This window comes from Tessaracoccus flavescens (genome assembly GCF_001998865.1).
In the GTDB taxonomy this organism is placed as follows: Bacteria; Actinomycetota; Actinomycetes; order Propionibacteriales; family Propionibacteriaceae; genus Arachnia; species Arachnia flavescens.
This window is the reverse complement of the sequence record NZ_CP019607.1, coordinates 3573711-3588426: the sequence shown is the minus strand read 5'-3', so window position 1 is coordinate 3588426 and position 14716 is coordinate 3573711. Positions and strand designations below refer to the sequence as shown.

At 68.1% G+C, this 14716-nt stretch carries 12 protein-coding genes; 5 read left to right on the top strand and 7 right to left on the bottom strand.

The genetic code is table 11. The features are described 5' to 3' along the window. The first annotated feature begins 12 nt into the window (after positions 1 to 12). Positions 13 to 2088 carry a DNA gyrase/topoisomerase IV subunit B gene (locus BW733_RS17360; RefSeq protein WP_077352534.1) on the top strand — a complete coding sequence of 692 codons (2076 nt, stop codon included), beginning with the start codon at positions 13 to 15 and terminating at the stop codon, positions 2086 to 2088. A 56-nt stretch (positions 2089 to 2144) separates the two neighbouring features. Here the strand turns inward: BW733_RS17360 and BW733_RS17355 are convergent, their stop codons facing one another. From BW733_RS17355 to BW733_RS17340, 4 genes are all read right to left on the bottom strand, one after another. Continuing rightward, entirely contained in the window at positions 2145 to 2795 is a 651-nt protein-coding gene (locus BW733_RS17355; protein WP_077352532.1) for a LutC/YkgG family protein, read from the bottom strand. Further along, positions 2795 to 4267 carry a lactate utilization protein B gene (locus BW733_RS17350; RefSeq protein ID WP_077352530.1) on the bottom strand — a complete coding sequence of 491 codons (1473 nt, stop codon included), beginning with the start codon at positions 4265 to 4267 and terminating at the stop codon, positions 2795 to 2797. Before BW733_RS17350 ends, BW733_RS17355 begins: the two co-directional genes overlap by 1 nt. Further along, positions 4264 to 4971 carry a (Fe-S)-binding protein gene (locus BW733_RS17345; protein ID WP_237268427.1) on the bottom strand — a complete coding sequence of 236 codons (708 nt, stop codon included), beginning with the start codon at positions 4969 to 4971 and terminating at the stop codon, positions 4264 to 4266. Before BW733_RS17345 ends, BW733_RS17350 begins: the two co-directional genes overlap by 4 nt. Positions 4972 to 5044: 73 nt before the next feature. Further along, positions 5045 to 6709, bottom strand: a complete 1665-nt coding sequence (locus BW733_RS17340; RefSeq protein ID WP_077352528.1) for an L-lactate permease — start codon at positions 6707 to 6709, stop codon at positions 5045 to 5047. Positions 6710 to 6867: 158 nt separating this feature from the next. Between BW733_RS17340 and BW733_RS17335 the strand changes: the two genes are divergently transcribed. Then, positions 6868 to 7575 (top strand): FadR/GntR family transcriptional regulator, encoded by a 708-nt coding sequence (locus BW733_RS17335; protein ID WP_077352526.1) that lies wholly within the window; start codon positions 6868 to 6870, stop codon positions 7573 to 7575. A gap of 6 nt (positions 7576 to 7581) precedes the next feature. Here the strand turns inward: BW733_RS17335 and BW733_RS17330 are convergent, their stop codons facing one another. The 3 genes from BW733_RS17330 to BW733_RS17320 all read right to left on the bottom strand — a co-directional run bounded on the left by BW733_RS17330 (position 7582) and on the right by BW733_RS17320 (position 11758). Further along, a complete protein-coding gene (locus BW733_RS17330) occupies positions 7582 to 8073 on the bottom strand; it encodes a beta-class carbonic anhydrase (protein WP_077352524.1) in 492 nt (163 codons plus the stop codon). 3 nt (positions 8074 to 8076) lie between these two features. Beyond that, positions 8077 to 10563, bottom strand: a complete 2487-nt coding sequence (locus BW733_RS17325; RefSeq protein ID WP_077352522.1) for a DNA gyrase/topoisomerase IV subunit A — start codon at positions 10561 to 10563, stop codon at positions 8077 to 8079. A gap of 142 nt (positions 10564 to 10705) precedes the next feature. Then, on the bottom strand, positions 10706 to 11758 hold the full coding sequence (locus BW733_RS17320; RefSeq protein ID WP_077352520.1) for an App1 family protein phosphatidate phosphatase: 1053 nt from the start codon (positions 11756 to 11758) through the stop codon (positions 10706 to 10708). Positions 11759 to 11795: 37 nt separating this feature from the next. Between BW733_RS17320 and BW733_RS17315 the strand changes: the two genes are divergently transcribed. Genes BW733_RS17315 through BW733_RS17305 form a run of 3 tightly spaced genes read left to right on the top strand, consistent with a single transcriptional unit; the run spans position 11796 to position 14712 of the window. Then, the gene (locus tag BW733_RS17315; protein WP_077352518.1) at positions 11796 to 12359 is read left to right on the top strand and encodes a DUF5998 family protein; all 564 of its coding nucleotides are present in this window, start codon (positions 11796 to 11798) and stop codon (positions 12357 to 12359) included. Beyond that, entirely contained in the window at positions 12359 to 13474 is a 1116-nt protein-coding gene (locus BW733_RS17310; RefSeq protein ID WP_077352516.1) for an alkaline phosphatase family protein, read from the top strand. Before BW733_RS17315 ends, BW733_RS17310 begins: the two co-directional genes overlap by 1 nt. Further along, positions 13471 to 14712, top strand: a complete 1242-nt coding sequence (locus BW733_RS17305) for a glycosyltransferase (protein ID WP_161490284.1) — start codon at positions 13471 to 13473, stop codon at positions 14710 to 14712. Before BW733_RS17310 ends, BW733_RS17305 begins: the two co-directional genes overlap by 4 nt. The last annotated feature ends 4 nt before the right edge of the window (positions 14713 to 14716 follow it).

The following is a 14716-nucleotide window of genomic DNA, read 5'->3' as shown; positions in this document are numbered from 1 at the left end:
TAATCTGAACCGGTGCAGACCCCCAAGAGCAAGCAGCAGCACTCGCGCGACTACGAGGCGAAGAACCTCCTCGTCCTGGAAGGCCTCGAGGCCGTCCGCAAGCGCCCCGCCATGTACATCGGATCCACCGACACCAGGGGACTGATGCACTGCCTCTGGGAGATCATCGACAACGCGGTCGACGAGGCGCTCTCCGGCTTCGGCGAAGAGATCGAGGTCACCCTCGCGGCCGACGGGTCGATCATCGTGCACGACCATGCGCGCGGCATTCCGGTCGACACCGAGCCGCGCACCGGCCTCTCCGGCGTCGAGGTGGTCTTCACCAAGCTCCACGCGGGCGGCAAGTTCGGCAACTCGTCGTACAACGCCACCGGCGGCCTGCACGGCGTCGGTGCCTCCGTGGTCAACGCCCTCAGCTCGCGACTCGACGTCCAGGTCGACCGCGGCGGTTCCACCTGGGAGATGAGCTTCCGGCGAGGCGTCCCCGGTGTCTTCGACGGCGACGGTCCCGACGCGGCGTTCACCCCGCAGTCCGGGCTGCGCAAGGTTGGTCGGGTGGCAAAGGCCAAGACCGGCACGCGGGTCAGGTACTGGCCCGACCGCCAGATCTTCCTCGCCGACGCCGAACTGTCGATCAACCAGCTGCACGACCGGGCCCGCCAGACCTCCTTCCTCGTGCCGGGCCTCAAGATCGAGGTCGACGACGACCGGGGTCCCGAACCGTCGAAGCAGTCCTTCCTGCACGAGGGCGGGATCACCGAGTTCGCCGACTTCCTCGCACCCGACGCGCCGCTCACGGACGTGATCCGCCTGCAGGGCCGCGATTCCTTCGTCGAGACGGTCCCCATGCTCGACGAGGCGGGCTCGATGACCGCCACCGACGTCGAACGCGACCTCGAGATCGACATCGCGGTGCGCTGGGGGACAGGCTACGATTCGGTGCTGCGCTCCTTCGTCAACATCATCGCCACCCCCAAGGGCGGCACCCACGTCAGCGGCTTCGAGCGCGGGCTGACGAAGGCCTTCGTGAAGTCGTTCGAGGGCACCCGCGGCCTGCTCAAGGCGGGCGAGGAGATTGTCAAGGACGACTGCCTCGAGGGTCTCACTGCGGTCGTGACGGTCCGGCTCGCCGAACCGCAGTTTGAGGGTCAGACGAAGGAGGTGCTCGGCACCCCGCCTGTGCAGCGCCTCGTCGCGAAGGTCGTCGAGTCCGAGATGGGGACTTTCCTCAGCGCGCCGAAGACGCGCCAACTTGCACGCACCCTGCAGGAGAAGGTGGTCTCCGCGTCGCGCACCCGCGTCCAGGCGCGGGCGCACAAGGAGAACCAGCGACGCAAGAACGCGCTCGAGAGCTCGAGCCTTCCCCCCAAGCTGAAGGACTGCCGCTCGAACAACGTCGACGCGACCGAACTGTTCATCGTCGAGGGCGACTCGGCGCTCGGCACGGCAAATGTCGCGCGCAACTCCGAGTTCCAGGCTCTGCTGCCGATCCGGGGAAAGATCCTCAACGTGCAGAAGGCCTCTGTCGGCGACATGCTGAAGAACGCCGAGTGTGCGTCGATCATCCAGGTCGTCGGTGCCGGTTCGGGACGCACCTTCGACCCGGAGAGCGCCCGCTACGGCAAGGTCATCTTCATGGCCGACGCCGACTCGGACGGTGCCCACATCCGTTGCCTGCTCGCCACGCTGTTCTTCCGTTACATGCGCCCGCTCGTGGAGGCTGGCCGCGTTTTCTCGGCGGTGCCGCCTCTACACCGCTTCGAGCTGATCAACCCGAAGAAGGGGTTGGACAAGTACATCTACACGTACTCCGACGCCGAGTACCAGCGCAAGCTCGCCGAGCTGACCAAGCGCGGCCAGAAGTTCAAGGAACCGCAGCGCTACAAGGGCCTTGGCGAGATGGACGCGGACCAGCTGGCGGACACCACCATGAGCCCGCGTCATCGCACCCTGCGCAGGCTGACCGTCGATGACGCGGCGAACGCCGAACGGGTCTTCGAGATGCTGATGGGCAACGACGTCGCCCCGCGCAAGGAGTTCATCGTCGAGGGGGCCTACGCGCTCGAGGCCGACCGCATCGACGCCTGAGCACAGAGACAGGGCCCGGCGGGAGCTTCAATCCGCCGGGCCCTGTGGTCTCTGGGTCAGTCGACCAGGATCACCCACAGCCTGCGCGGGCCATGCACGCCCTCGACGCGGATGAGTTCGATGTCACTGGTTGCCGATCCGCCGCTCACCCAGGTGACCGGGCGGCGCGAGCGGATCCCGGGTGCCAGCCGGGCGATGCCCTCCGGGACGTCGCTGACCACCTGGTCGGAGCGCACCACGCAGATGTGCCGGTCGGGGAGCAGGGTGAGCGCCCGCCGTCCCTGACCCTCTCCGTGGTCGAGGGCGATCGTGCCCGAGTCGGCCATGCCGACCGCGGCCGTGGTCACGACGGCGTCGATCACGTTGAGCTCGGCGCGGCTCAGCTCCGGATGGTCCCGGTGCACCGCGATCCCGGAGTCGACGACGGTCTCGTCCCATTGGGAGGGAAGGCCGTCGGGCAGCACGGTGCTCATCGCACCGAGCTCGGCGAGGGCATCGACGATCGCCTGGCCGACGCCTGCCTCGTCGACGCGCACCACCGTCGCCTTGTAGTCCTCCACCTTCTCGACGAAGTCGGCGAGGACGTCCGGGGTGTCCAGTGCGCGGCCGTAGGTCCAGTCGACGGGGACGTCGAGCGCCGGGTCGGGCTCGGTGACGTCCTTCGTGGCCCGCCGGATCCGGCGCAGCACCTCTTCGCGTGCGCTCATCACTTGTCTCCTCGGTTCTTCTTCCACCACTGACGGAAGGTCTCGGTCGGCGGGGCCTCGACGTCGCGGGCCTGCAGCCAGCGCCCGGCGAGCGGGATCGGCATGGGGCCGAGCCAGCGACCCTTCACCAGCAGGCCAGCGGTCCTGCTGGCCCGCTGCGCGAGCGCGAGGTGCCTGCCGTCGGACATGACCCAGCCCGCGCCCTTCATCAGGCCCTGTTCAACGGTCGGATGCTTCGACGTCTTGTACTCGGCCACCTTGTGCCTCAGGTGGACGAGGATGTCGGTGAAGGGGATCTTCACCGGGCAGACCTCGTTGCAGGCGCCGCAGAGTGTCGAGGCGTACGGCAGCGCTCTGTCGCGGGCCTCGTCCAGCCCGCGCAACTGCGGGCCGAGGATGGCACCGATGGGTCCCGGGTACGGGGAGCCGTAGGCATGGCCGCCGACCCGCTCGTACACCGGGCAGATGTTCAGGCAGGCCGAGCAGCGGATGCAGCGCAGGGTGGCGCGTCCCTCCGGGTCGGCGAGCACGTTGGTGCGACCGTTGTCGAGCAGCACCACGTGCAGGTCCTGCGGGCCGTCACCGGGGGTGACGCCCGTCCAGAAGGAGTTGTACGGGTTCATCCGCTCACCCGTGGAGGAGCGCGGAAGCAGCTTCAGGAACACCTCGAGGTCCTCAACCGTGGGCAGGATCTTCTCGATCCCCACCACCGAGACGAGGGTCTCAGGGAGCGTGAGGCACATGCGCCCGTTGCCCTCGGACTCGACGATGACAAGCGTGCCCGTCTCGGCGACGATGAAGTTGCCGCCGGAGATCGCCATCTTGGCGCGGAGGAACTTCTCCCGCAGATGGGTGCGGGCGGCGGCCGCGAGCTCGGCCGGCTCGTCGGAGAGCCCCTCCGGTGCGGGCGTGCCGTACCGGCCCATCTCCGTGGTGAAGATCTCGCGCTCCTCGGAGCGGTTGCGGTGGATCGCGGGGACGAGGATGTGGCTGGGCAGGTCGTGGCCGAGCTGGACGATCAGCTCCGCGAGGTCGGTCTCCCAGGCGGCGATGCCGATCTCCTCGAGGTGCTCGTTGAGGTCGGTCTCCTGCGTGACCATCGACTTGATCTTGACGACCTCGTCGACGCCCTTCGCCTTGGCGATCTCGCCCACGATCCGGTTAGCCTCGTCGCCGTCGCGGGCCCAGTGCACGGTGATCCCGGCCTCGGTCATCGCCTTCTCGGCCTGGACGAGGTAGTGGTCCAGGTGACGACCCACGCGGTCCTTGATCTGGGCTGCCGCGGTGCGCAGCTCCTCCCAGTTGTCGACCTCAGCGGCACGGATTGCGCGCTTGGTCCGGATCGTGGCGGTGGCGTGGCGCAGATTCTTGCGCTGCTGGGCCTTGCCGAGCTCGGCCTTGGCCGCCTCGGGGAAGGGAGGGATGCCGAGCCAGCTCGGTGGTTCAGGCGTGAGTCGTTCGCGTGTGCTCATGCGACGGACACCTCCTTCTCGGTGCTGGCGAGGATCTCTGCGATGTGGATGGTGTGGATGCCGGAGCGCTGCCGGTGCAGGATGCCGCCGATGTTCATCAGGCAGGCCTGGTCGCCCGCCACGAGGTACTCGGCGTCGGTGGAGCGCACGTGCCGAGCCTTGTCCGAGGCCATGGCGATCGAGACGTCCGGGTTCTTGACCGAGAAGGTGCCACCGAAACCGCAGCACTGGTCCGCCATGGGCAGCTCGACCAGGTCGATGCCGCGCACCGCCCTCAGCAGCTGCAGTGGACGGTCGCCCACCTTGGTGATGCGCATGGAGTGGCAGGTGGGGTGGTAGGTGACCCGGTGTGGGAAGTAGGCGCCGACATCGGTGACCCCCAGCACGTCGACCAGGAACTCGGTGAGCTCATAGGTCCTCCCGGCGACGGCCGTCGCGGCCTCCTCGAGCCCACCGTCGCCGGCTCGGTGCGCGAGCATGGCATGCTGCTCGCGCACCGAGCCGACGCAGGAGCCCGAGGGGCCGACGATGTAGTCGTAGTCCTCGAACGAGTCGACGTAGTTGCGCACCGTCGGCAGCGCTTCCTTGTAATAGCCGGTGTTGGTCATGATCTGGCCGCAGCAGGTCTGCTTCTCCGGATACGAGACCGTGCACCCGAGTCGCTCAAGGAGCTTGACCGTGGCGATCGGGATCGATGGTTTCATTGTGTCGTTGATGCACGTGGCGAACAGCGCCACGCGGCTTCCAGGGCTCAACACGTCGAGAACGTCCAATCTGTCAGTTGAAGGTGGGAAGCATCCAGCTGAGGATGGGGGTGGACTGCAGCCCGACGAGCAGGCACAGCACCACGAGCATCCCGAGGCTCCACCAGATGACGCGGCGGAACAGCTGCGACTCTGCGCCGAGCAGTCCGACGGCGGAGCATGCGATGGCCAGGTTCTGAGGGCTGATCATCTTACCGACGACGCCGCCGGTGGTGTTGGCGGCGACGAGAAGCGTCGGATCGAGGCCGACCTTCTCAGCGGTCGTCTGCTGCAGCGTCGCGAACAGCGCGTTGGCCGAGGTGTCGGAGCCAGTGACCGCGGTGCCGATCCAGCCCAGGATGGGGGAGAAGAACGCGAACGCCGTGCCGACGCCTGCGATCCAGCTGCCGATGGTGATGGTCTGGCCGGACATGTTCATCACGTAGGCCAGCGAGAGCACCGAGGCGATGGTCAGCGCGGACCAGCGCATCTTGTGCACCGTCGCCCACAGCTCGCCGACCATGTCCTTGAACGAGACCCGGTAGACCAGACCGACGATGATCGCGGTGATCACCAGGAGCGTGCCTGGGCTGGAGAGCCACTGGAAGTTGAAGATCGCCGTGGTCGCGGGTTCGCCGGCAGCGGTCAGGAGGTTGCCGTAGAGGCCGGGCCACTTGATCTTGAGGTCGGTGCTCGCGAGGAACGAGACGACTGCGGGGATCAGCTTCGCGGCGGAGAAGATGACGATGACGAGCAGATAGGGGAAAAGCGCCATGAAGATGCGGCCGCCGGTGAGCGGGCCGGTCGGCTGGCCCTCGGCCTCGGCGACGTCCTCGAGCTTCTCGTGGCTGCGCTCGGCGGCAAGACGCTCGAGCGCCTCGTCGCCGCCCTTCGGCTTCCAGAAGCGGAGGAACACGACTCCCGCGGCGAGCGCGAACAGCGAGGCGATGACGTCGGTCAGCTCGACCGAGAGGTAGGTGGCGGAGATCCACTGCGCCACGGCAAAGGAGGCGCCGATCACGAGCGCGGCCGGCCAGACCTGCTTGAGGCCCTTCTTGCCGTCGGCGAGCAGGATGAGCAGCAGGGGCACGAACAGCGCGAGGACGGGGGACTGGTGGCCGACGTACGCACCGATGTGGTGGTAGTCGATGCCGGTCAGGTTGCCTGCGGTGATGATCGGGATGGCCACCGCGCCGAATGCGACCGGGGCGGTGTTGGCGAGCAGCACGACCATGGCCGCGCGGAAGGCCGAGAAGCCGATCGACATCAGCATGACGCCGGTGATGGCGACCGGGGCGCCGAAGCCCGCAAGTGCCTCCATCAGGCCGCCGAAGCAGAACGCGATCAGGATCGCGAGGATGCGCGGGTCGTCCGAGACAAGGCCGAAGGTGGCGCGCAGGTCCTCGAAACGTCCGCTGACCACCGTCACCTGGTACAGCCAGATGGCGGTGAGCACGATCCAGGTGATCGGGAAGAGGCCGAAGACCGCGCCCTGGGTGCCGGCGAGAAGGGCCAGCCCGGCGGGCATCTTGAACGCGAAGATCGCGACAAGCAACGCGGTGGCGAGAGAGCTGAGACCTGCCCAGTGCGCCTTCCACTTGAGGACGCCGAGGGTGAAGAACATCACCAGGAGGGGCAGGAGCGCGACGAGGGCTGAGAGCGTGAGGCTCCCCAGCGGCTCGAGTGGCGGTGTGAACATGTGGAACTCCGTTGTCCGTGTAACAGTCCAGCCGGAGGCTGGTCAGCCCAAACGTAACACGAGACTTTCATTTAGGTCAGACCAACTCCGGATTAAGGAAGGTCCGGCCTTGTCGGCACCGATGTGCGTGGTTGCGCGAATGCGGAACAATGGGGGTCATGACCACTGGAGCGGGCGGATTCGAGGCAGTTCTCGATCATCTGACGGGAGAGATCCTGGAAGGGCGTGTTGCGCCTGGAGACAGACTGCCGAACGAGCGTGAGCTCTCCGCCCAACTGGGCGCCAGCCGCAGTGCGGTCCGCGAGGCGATCAAGGTGCTGCAGGCGCAGGGAGTCGTGACCTCGCACACCGGCCCCGGCGGGGGAACCCGCGTCTCCGCGAGTCAGGGACAGGCGCTCGGCAGGATCCTGAAGCTCCACGTCGCCCTCGATGCGATCTCCTTCCGGGAGGTCACCGAGACCCGGGTGGTTCTGGAGCGGGCCGCGGCGACGGCGGCCGCACTGCATTGCACGCCCGAGGCGCTGGACGAGCTCGAGGCGATGCTCGCCCAGATGCGCGAGACGCCCGACGCGGCGGCGTTCAACGAGATCGACACCGCCTTCCACGTCGCCATCGCGCGGATCGGGGCCAACCGTCTCATCCGCGACGTCACGGTCGCGATCCGTCAGGCGGTTGCGCGGCCCATCCTCAAAGCCGAAGAGGTCCTGCCGGACTGGGAGCGTCTGCGGGCGCAGCTGAACGTGGAGCACACGGCCATCCTCGAGGCACTCCGCCTCGGCGACGGGGCGCTCGCAGCCGACAAGGTGGAGGCGCACATCAGGCAGGCCCACGAGGCGCTGCTTCCGCCCACGCTCGTCGGGGCGTGAACGCGGTCAGATGAGCTGCTTGAGCCGGCCGGTGTCGACGTCGTACATGAAGCCGCCGACCTCGGCGCGGCCGTCGATCAGCGGATGCGAGCGCACCATCTCGACGTCCTCGTGGACGCGGGTCATCTGATCGGGTGAGGCACCGAAGGTCATCCACGACGCGTTGACGCCGTTGGTGTCCCTGATCTTCCTGCGCACGTCCTCGTCCGTGCCGGTGGCCATCGCGCAGCGGGTGTGCGGGATGATCATGATCCGGTCCACCTGGAGCAGTTGGACCCCGAGCACGCAGCCGTTGAGGACCGAGGTCGTGACACGGCCACCGGGGGAACGCAGGATCTTCGCGTCCCCCAGATGGAGGCCGAGCATCGCAAGTGGCTCTATCCGGGAATCCATGCAGGTGACGATCGCCACTCCTGCCCGGGCCACACCGTCGAAGTTCGAGTCGGTGAAGGTGGCCGCATAGGCCGCGTTGTTCTCCAGCAGATCGTCAAAACTCATGTATCACTCCTCGTCGAAGAGCGACTGTACTCCGCTGTCGGTCGGTTCGGGGCTGTGCCCACCCCGGCCGGAGAGCATCGTCACCGGTTGTGCGACGGGGGTTCCTGAGCCGTCGCGGCGGCCACGGACGCTCGGCAGTTCGACGGGTGAACCGCTGGCCGCGCCCGCCACGACCGGGGCCGGCCCGATGGCCGCGATCAGCAGCGTGTCCTCGCCCTTCAGGAACCGGTGGGCGCGAACGCCTCCCGTTGCGCGTCCCTTGCCCGGGTACTCGGCAAGTGCCGTCACCTTCGCCGAGCCGGTCTCGGTGCCGGGCAGGGAGGACGAGGACCCGGAGATCGTGACCACCTCGTCGGTCTCGGAGCGCACCGCACCGAACCAGATCACGCGGGCCTTCGGAGCGAGCTTGATGCCGGCGATGCCACCGCCGGAGCGACCCTGTGGGCGTACGGACGAGGCGGGGAAGTGCAGCAGTTGCGCATCGCTGCTGATGAACGCGAGGTCGACCTCCGGGTCGGTCAGCTCGACGGCGCCGACCACCTGGTCCCCGTCCTCGAGCCGGATCACGTCCCAGGCGTCCTTGCTCAGCTGCTCCGGGTTCACCCGCTTGACGATGCCGCGCTCCGTGCCGAGGGCCAGGCCGAGCGAGTCCGGATCGAGGGTGGTCAGCCCGACGGGACGCTCACCCTGCTCGAGCGGCCACAGCTCGGCGGCGAGGCTGCCGCCCTGCAGATTCGGCGCCGAGGCGGTCAGGGGGACGGTGGGCAGTTCGATCGCGCTGCAGCGCAGCAGACGGCCGTGGTTGGTGATCACGCCGAACTCGGCTTTCGCGGTGGTGGCGAGCTTCGCCGTGACCACGTCGTGTGCGGCCCGGCCCTCCGTCGGCAGCGGGGCGAGCGCGTCGGTGCGGGCGACAAGGCCGGAGCCGCTCAGCAGCACCCAGCACGGGTCGTCCGGCACCTCGAGCGGGGTCGCCTTGGTCGCCGTCGGCGCCCCGGAGGAGGCGAGCAGGACGGTGCGGCGCGGGGTACCGAACTCCTTCGCCACCTGGGCAAGCTCGTCTCCGACGAGGTCGCGCAGCACATGGTCGTTGTCGATGATGTCGCGAAGTCCCCCGATCTGGCCGGCCAGCTCGTCCGCCTCCTTCTCCAACTCGATCGTGGAGTAGCGGGTGAGCCTGCGCAGCTGCATGTCGAGGATGTAGTTGGCCTGCACCTCGGTGAGGTCGAAGGCCCCGATCAGGCGTTCCCGCGCCTGGGCGGCGTCGTCGGAGGTGCGGATGATCGCGATCACGTCGTCGATGTCGGCGATCGCGGTGATCAGGCCGCGGACGAGGTGGAGGCGCTCCTCGGCCTTGTTCAGCAGGAAGGTGGAGCGACGCAGCGTCACCTCGATGCGGTGCGCGAGGTAGACCTCCAGCATCTCCTTCAGCGAGAGCGTGCGCGGCTGGCCCTCGACGAGTGCGACGGCGTTGATCGCGAAGGTGTCCTCGAGCTTTGTCGCCTTGTAGAGCTGCTCGAGCAGGGCCTCGGGGTTGATCCCGTTCTTGACCTCGATCACGAGCCGGGTGCCGTTGACGAGGTCGGTCAGGTCCTTGACGTCGGCGATCCCGGTGATCTTCTTGTCGTCGACGCCCTTCTTGATCTGCTCGATGATCTTCTCGGGGCCGATCATGTAGGGCAGTTCGGTCACCACGATGCCCATGCGGCGGGGGGTGACCTTCTCGATCCTGGTCGTTGCCCGGATCTTGAAGGTGCCGCGACCGGTGGCGTAGGCGTCCCGGACGCCGTCGAGGCCGATGATCTTTCCGCCGGTCGGAAAGTCCGGGCCGGGGATGTGGCGCATCAGCTCGTCGAGGCCGATCTCGGGGTTGCGCAGGAGTTGGCGGAGGGCGGCGACGACCTCGATCAGGTTGTGCGGGGCGATGTTGGTCGCCATGCCGACCGCGATGCCGGTCGCCCCGTTGACGAGAAGATTGGGGAAGGCGGCGGGCAGGACGACCGGCTCGGACTCCTTGCCGTCGTAGTTCGGCTTGTAGTCGACCGTGTCCTGGTCGAGGCCCCGCGTCATGGCGACGGCGGGGTTGGCCATCCGGCACTCGGTGTAACGCATCGCGGCCGGTCCGGCGTCGAGGGAGCCGAAGTTGCCGTGACCGTCGATCAGGGGGAGTCGCACGGCCCAGGGCTGGCCCATGCGGACGAGGGCGTCGTAGATGGCGCCGTCCCCGTGGGGATGCAGCAGACCCATCACCTGGCCGACGACGCGGGCGCACTTCACGTGACCGCGGTCGGGCCGCACTCCCATCTCGTCCATCGAGAACAGGATGCGCCGCTGGACGGGCTTGAGGCCGTCCCGGGCGTCGGGAAGGGCACGGGAGTAGATGACGGAGTAGGCGTACTCCAGGAAGCTGGCCTCCATCTCCTGCGTCACGTCGACGTCGAGGATGTGCTCTTCTTCCAGCCGATCGTCGTCGACGCTCGACTTCGCCATGTGGACTCCTAGTGCTGTGACGTTGAGGTTCGTTGCGATCCTGCCGCGACCCGGCTGGCCGGGCGGCGGGCGCGACCGGGAGGTCCGCAGGGCGGGCCATCGACGGCTCGCAACCTGGGGAGTTTAGCCCGTGCAGGCGGAATTACCGCTGAGCGTCGTGCTGTGTCGGGCTGCAGAGTGCTGCGAGCTCCTCGCCAAGGCCGTCGCCGTCGGGGGCGCGGACCTCCGGGGCGATGTCCGGCTCCCAGCGTTGATCGGACTCGACCTCCATCGGGAGGCCGTGCGCGAGCGTGTGCTCGCCGGGGCTGAGCTGCCGGATGGCGCGCGCCCGCACATGCTCGGGCTGCAGGGTCGCGAACTCCGCGTAGAGATCGGGATCGTGCTGCCCGTCGTCGCCGACCAGCAGCCAGCGGATGTTGGGCAGATCCCTGGCCAGTTCGCGCAGGGACCGCCGCTTGTGGTCGGTGCCGCTGCGGAACCAGCCCGTCTGGGTCGGGCCCCAGTCCGTCAGCAGCATCGCGCCCTGCGGGATGCCGTGCCGTGCGGCGAAGCGCTGGATCATCGGATAGGTGTTCCAGGCCCCGGTGGAGATGAAGATGATGGGGGAGCCGGGGTGGGCCCCGAGCAGCTGCTGGTAGAGCCGTGCCATCCCCGGGACGGCCTGCCTTGCCTGTTCGGTGAGGATGAACGAGTTCCACGCCGCCATGAAGGGACGGGGAAGCAGCGTGGACAAAATGGTGTCGTCGATGTCGCTCACGATGCCGAAGGTGACGTCGTCTCCGATCACCTGGATGTTGACAAGTGTCGACGATCCTCCCGCGCCCTCCAGCGTGACCGTGTGCCAGCCCGCGGGAAGCCCAGGGTTCCTGACCCGGACGTCGATGTAGCCGCCGCGGTCCGCCTCGACCGGGATGCGGGTCTCGCCGATCACGACGGTGACCTGTGCTCCCGGCTTCGCGGCGTTCATGAAGTTGCGCCAGCCGCGGCGGTACATCAGGGCCTGGGCGGCCTGCACGATGCCGAGATCCTCGGAGGGACGCAGCACGACGCGGGCGAGGACGCGCAGCTGCTCCGTGGTTCCGTATCCGGTGAAGGCGACGATCGACTCCTGCCAGCCACGTCTGCCGAGGAACCGGTTGGCGAGACGGTTGAGTCGGTCTTCGATGCGGGATGCGATGAAGAGGCGCGAGGGCATGGCTCTAAACCTAACGCAGCCATGACATTATGGACGGGTGAGTCAGTCCGCCAACTTCAACTCGACCCTTCCGGCCGAGCTTGTCCAGGAGATCCAGACCTGCGGGTTCTACCCCTCACTCGTGGCGGAGACCGTCGAGATGGGGCTCGGTGGGCGGGAGGTGCTCGACTACCTCGTCCAGCATGAGGCGACCTTCGCAGGTCGCGAGCTGCACCGTCACATCACCGTCCTGGTGCGGACCTCCCGGCTGCTTGTCATCTGCCATGTGGACGAAGGAGAGGGAGGCAGGCCCGAGGCGCTGTCGACCGTCGAGGCCGTCGCCCTGCGCTCTGTCGACTCGGTCGTCGTCACCCGGGCCCTGAGTGACCCGGAGAAGCTCGACTCGCTCAGCGAGGCCTGGGTCTCGATCGTCTGGGGTGCCGCCCGCAGGCTCGATCTCGGTCCGGCCGCCTGCGAGGACCCGACCTGCGAGGCCGACCACGGCTACACGGGGGTGGTCCAGCCGGACGACATCACCGTGCGTATGAGCAGCCAGGTCGACGGCGACAACACGCGTCGCCTCGTCGCCTTCGGGCTGCGGCTGCAGGGCGCGGTCGGCTGATGCAGTTCGTCGAGCCGCGCTACCAGGACCTCGCGCTCATCAACGTGATCCCGAGCGTGGTGTCCCGGCTCACCGACGAGGAGCCGGTGATCGACCTGCCAAGGGCACGCCAGTACGTGGTCCTTCTCGTCGACGGTCTCGGCTGGCACCAGCTGCTCGAGCATGGCGACCATGCCGAGACGATGGCCCCGGCCATGGTGGGTGCCGCCCGGCTGACGTGCTCCGTCCCGTCCACGACGGCGACGTCGCTGACCTCGCTCGGCACGGGTGTGCCGACCGGGGAGCACGGGGTGGCCGGCTACACGTTCCTCGAACCAAGCGTCGGGAGGGTCATCAACGCCCTCACCTGGGACGGCGGCCCGAGCGACATCGCGAGCTTCGCCCAGACCCCCACGATCTTCCAACGGCTGGCCAGCATCGGGCGGCCGAGCGCCGCCGTCACCCTCGACCGGTTCGCGGGCAGCGCCCTGACCAGGATCGCCTTCGCCGGCACCACGCACTTCCCGGTCTCGGCAGAGGGCGACCCGGACCACTTCGCCTCGCTCGTCACCGATGCGCTCCTTGCCTCCGACGTCGTCTACTGCTACGAGCGGATGCTCGACCATGACGGACACGGCTACGGGGTCGGCTCCTGGCAGTGGCTCGACCGGCTCGCCTCGGTCGACGACATGGTGGCTCGCCTGGTCGACCTGCTCCCAGAGGGCGTGTGCCTGCTTGTCACGGGCGATCACGGCATGGTCAACGTCCCGCAGGAGAGCCGTCTCGTCGTCGAGGAGGAGCCGCGCCTTGCGGGGTATACGGCGCTTGGTGGCGAACCACGCTTCAGGCACATCTACAGCGACGACCCCGGCGCAACGGCCTGGGCCTGGGGCTCGGTGCTCGGCGAACGCGCCGCGGTGCTGCGCCGCGAGGAGGCTATCGAGGCGGGATGGTTCGGCCCGCAGGTGACGTCCATGAGCGAGGCCCGCATCGGCGACGTGGTGGCGGCCATGACCGCCGACCACGCGGCGATGAGCGTCGGCACGCCTGGGGAGTTCTCCCTCGTCGGGATGCACGGATCGTTGACGGCTGCCGAGATGGAGGTCCCGCTTCTCGTCTTCGGTGGCGTGCGGTGAGCCTACGCGTCGCCGTCATCATCGACGACTTCTTCCCCGCCTCGGGAGGAATCGGACGATCGGTCCAGACCCAGCTCGAGGAGCTCACGGCCCTTGGCCACGAGGTCACCCTGATCGCTCCGGACCGGCACCTGCAGAAGCCACGGCTCGGCAGGATCATCGAGTGCCCGACGATCTATCTCGAAGGGCTGCCCGCCCATCTGAGCGTGCTGCACTGTTCCGACCGGAGGGCGCGCCTGATCTCCGCAGCAGGGCGCTTCGACATCGTGCACAGCCAGACCGAACGCGGCGCGCTCGTCCTCGGGTCCAGGCTGGCCCAGCTGCAGAACATCCCACACCTGCACACCTTCCACGCCAACATCGCAGGCACCCACCAGACGGTGCGCGGCTCCATCTTCGGCACCCTGAGCTACCTCCTGCTCGTGCTCCCGGCGCTGCGGGCGGCGAAACAGATCGACACCGCCGCCACCCGGCTGCCCTCCGCCCGCCGTGAGACCGGGGGACTCGCGGCGCGCTTCGACTGGAAGTCGTTCGCGCAGATCGCGCAGCGGGTCGACGCGTACACCGTGCCGTCGCCGTTCATGCGTGACCTGATCGACGAGGCGGCAGGCGATCCGCTGCCCAGCTACGTCGTGCCAACCGGCTACAACCGCGGCATGAAGGACGCGATCGATGCGGCGCCGAGGGAGCGCGGCGACGAGAAGGTGAGATTCCTGTCCATCGGCCGGCTCGCGAAGGAGAAGCGCCTCGACGTGCTGATCAAGGCGTTCCGGTCGGCCGACCTGCCCGACGCCGAACTGGTGATCGTCGGTGACGGCGACCAGCGCGATGTCCTCAAGCGGCTCGCCGAGGGAGCCGACAACATCGACTTCCGATGGCATCTCTCGTCGCTGCAGGCCATCGCCTACGAGCTGGTCAACGCGGATGCCCTAGTGCTCAGCTCCTACCGTTTCGACTCGCAGGCCCTCGTGATCTCGGAGGCCGTCGCGGCAGGCCTGCCCGTGATGTACTGCGACGCCCGCCTGACGGTCGGCACGTCTGCCGACGCGTCACTGCTGACCGGGCCAGACGTCTCCTCGATGGCCAACGGGTTCCGGACCCTGATGGATCCGCAGCGACGTCGCGCGATGTCGTCGGCTTCTGCCAAACTGCTGCCCGATCTGAGCCCCGAACGCACCGCGGAGCGGTACGTGGCCGCCTACAACGACCTCATCGAACGAAAGGCGACGCGTGGCTGAACTC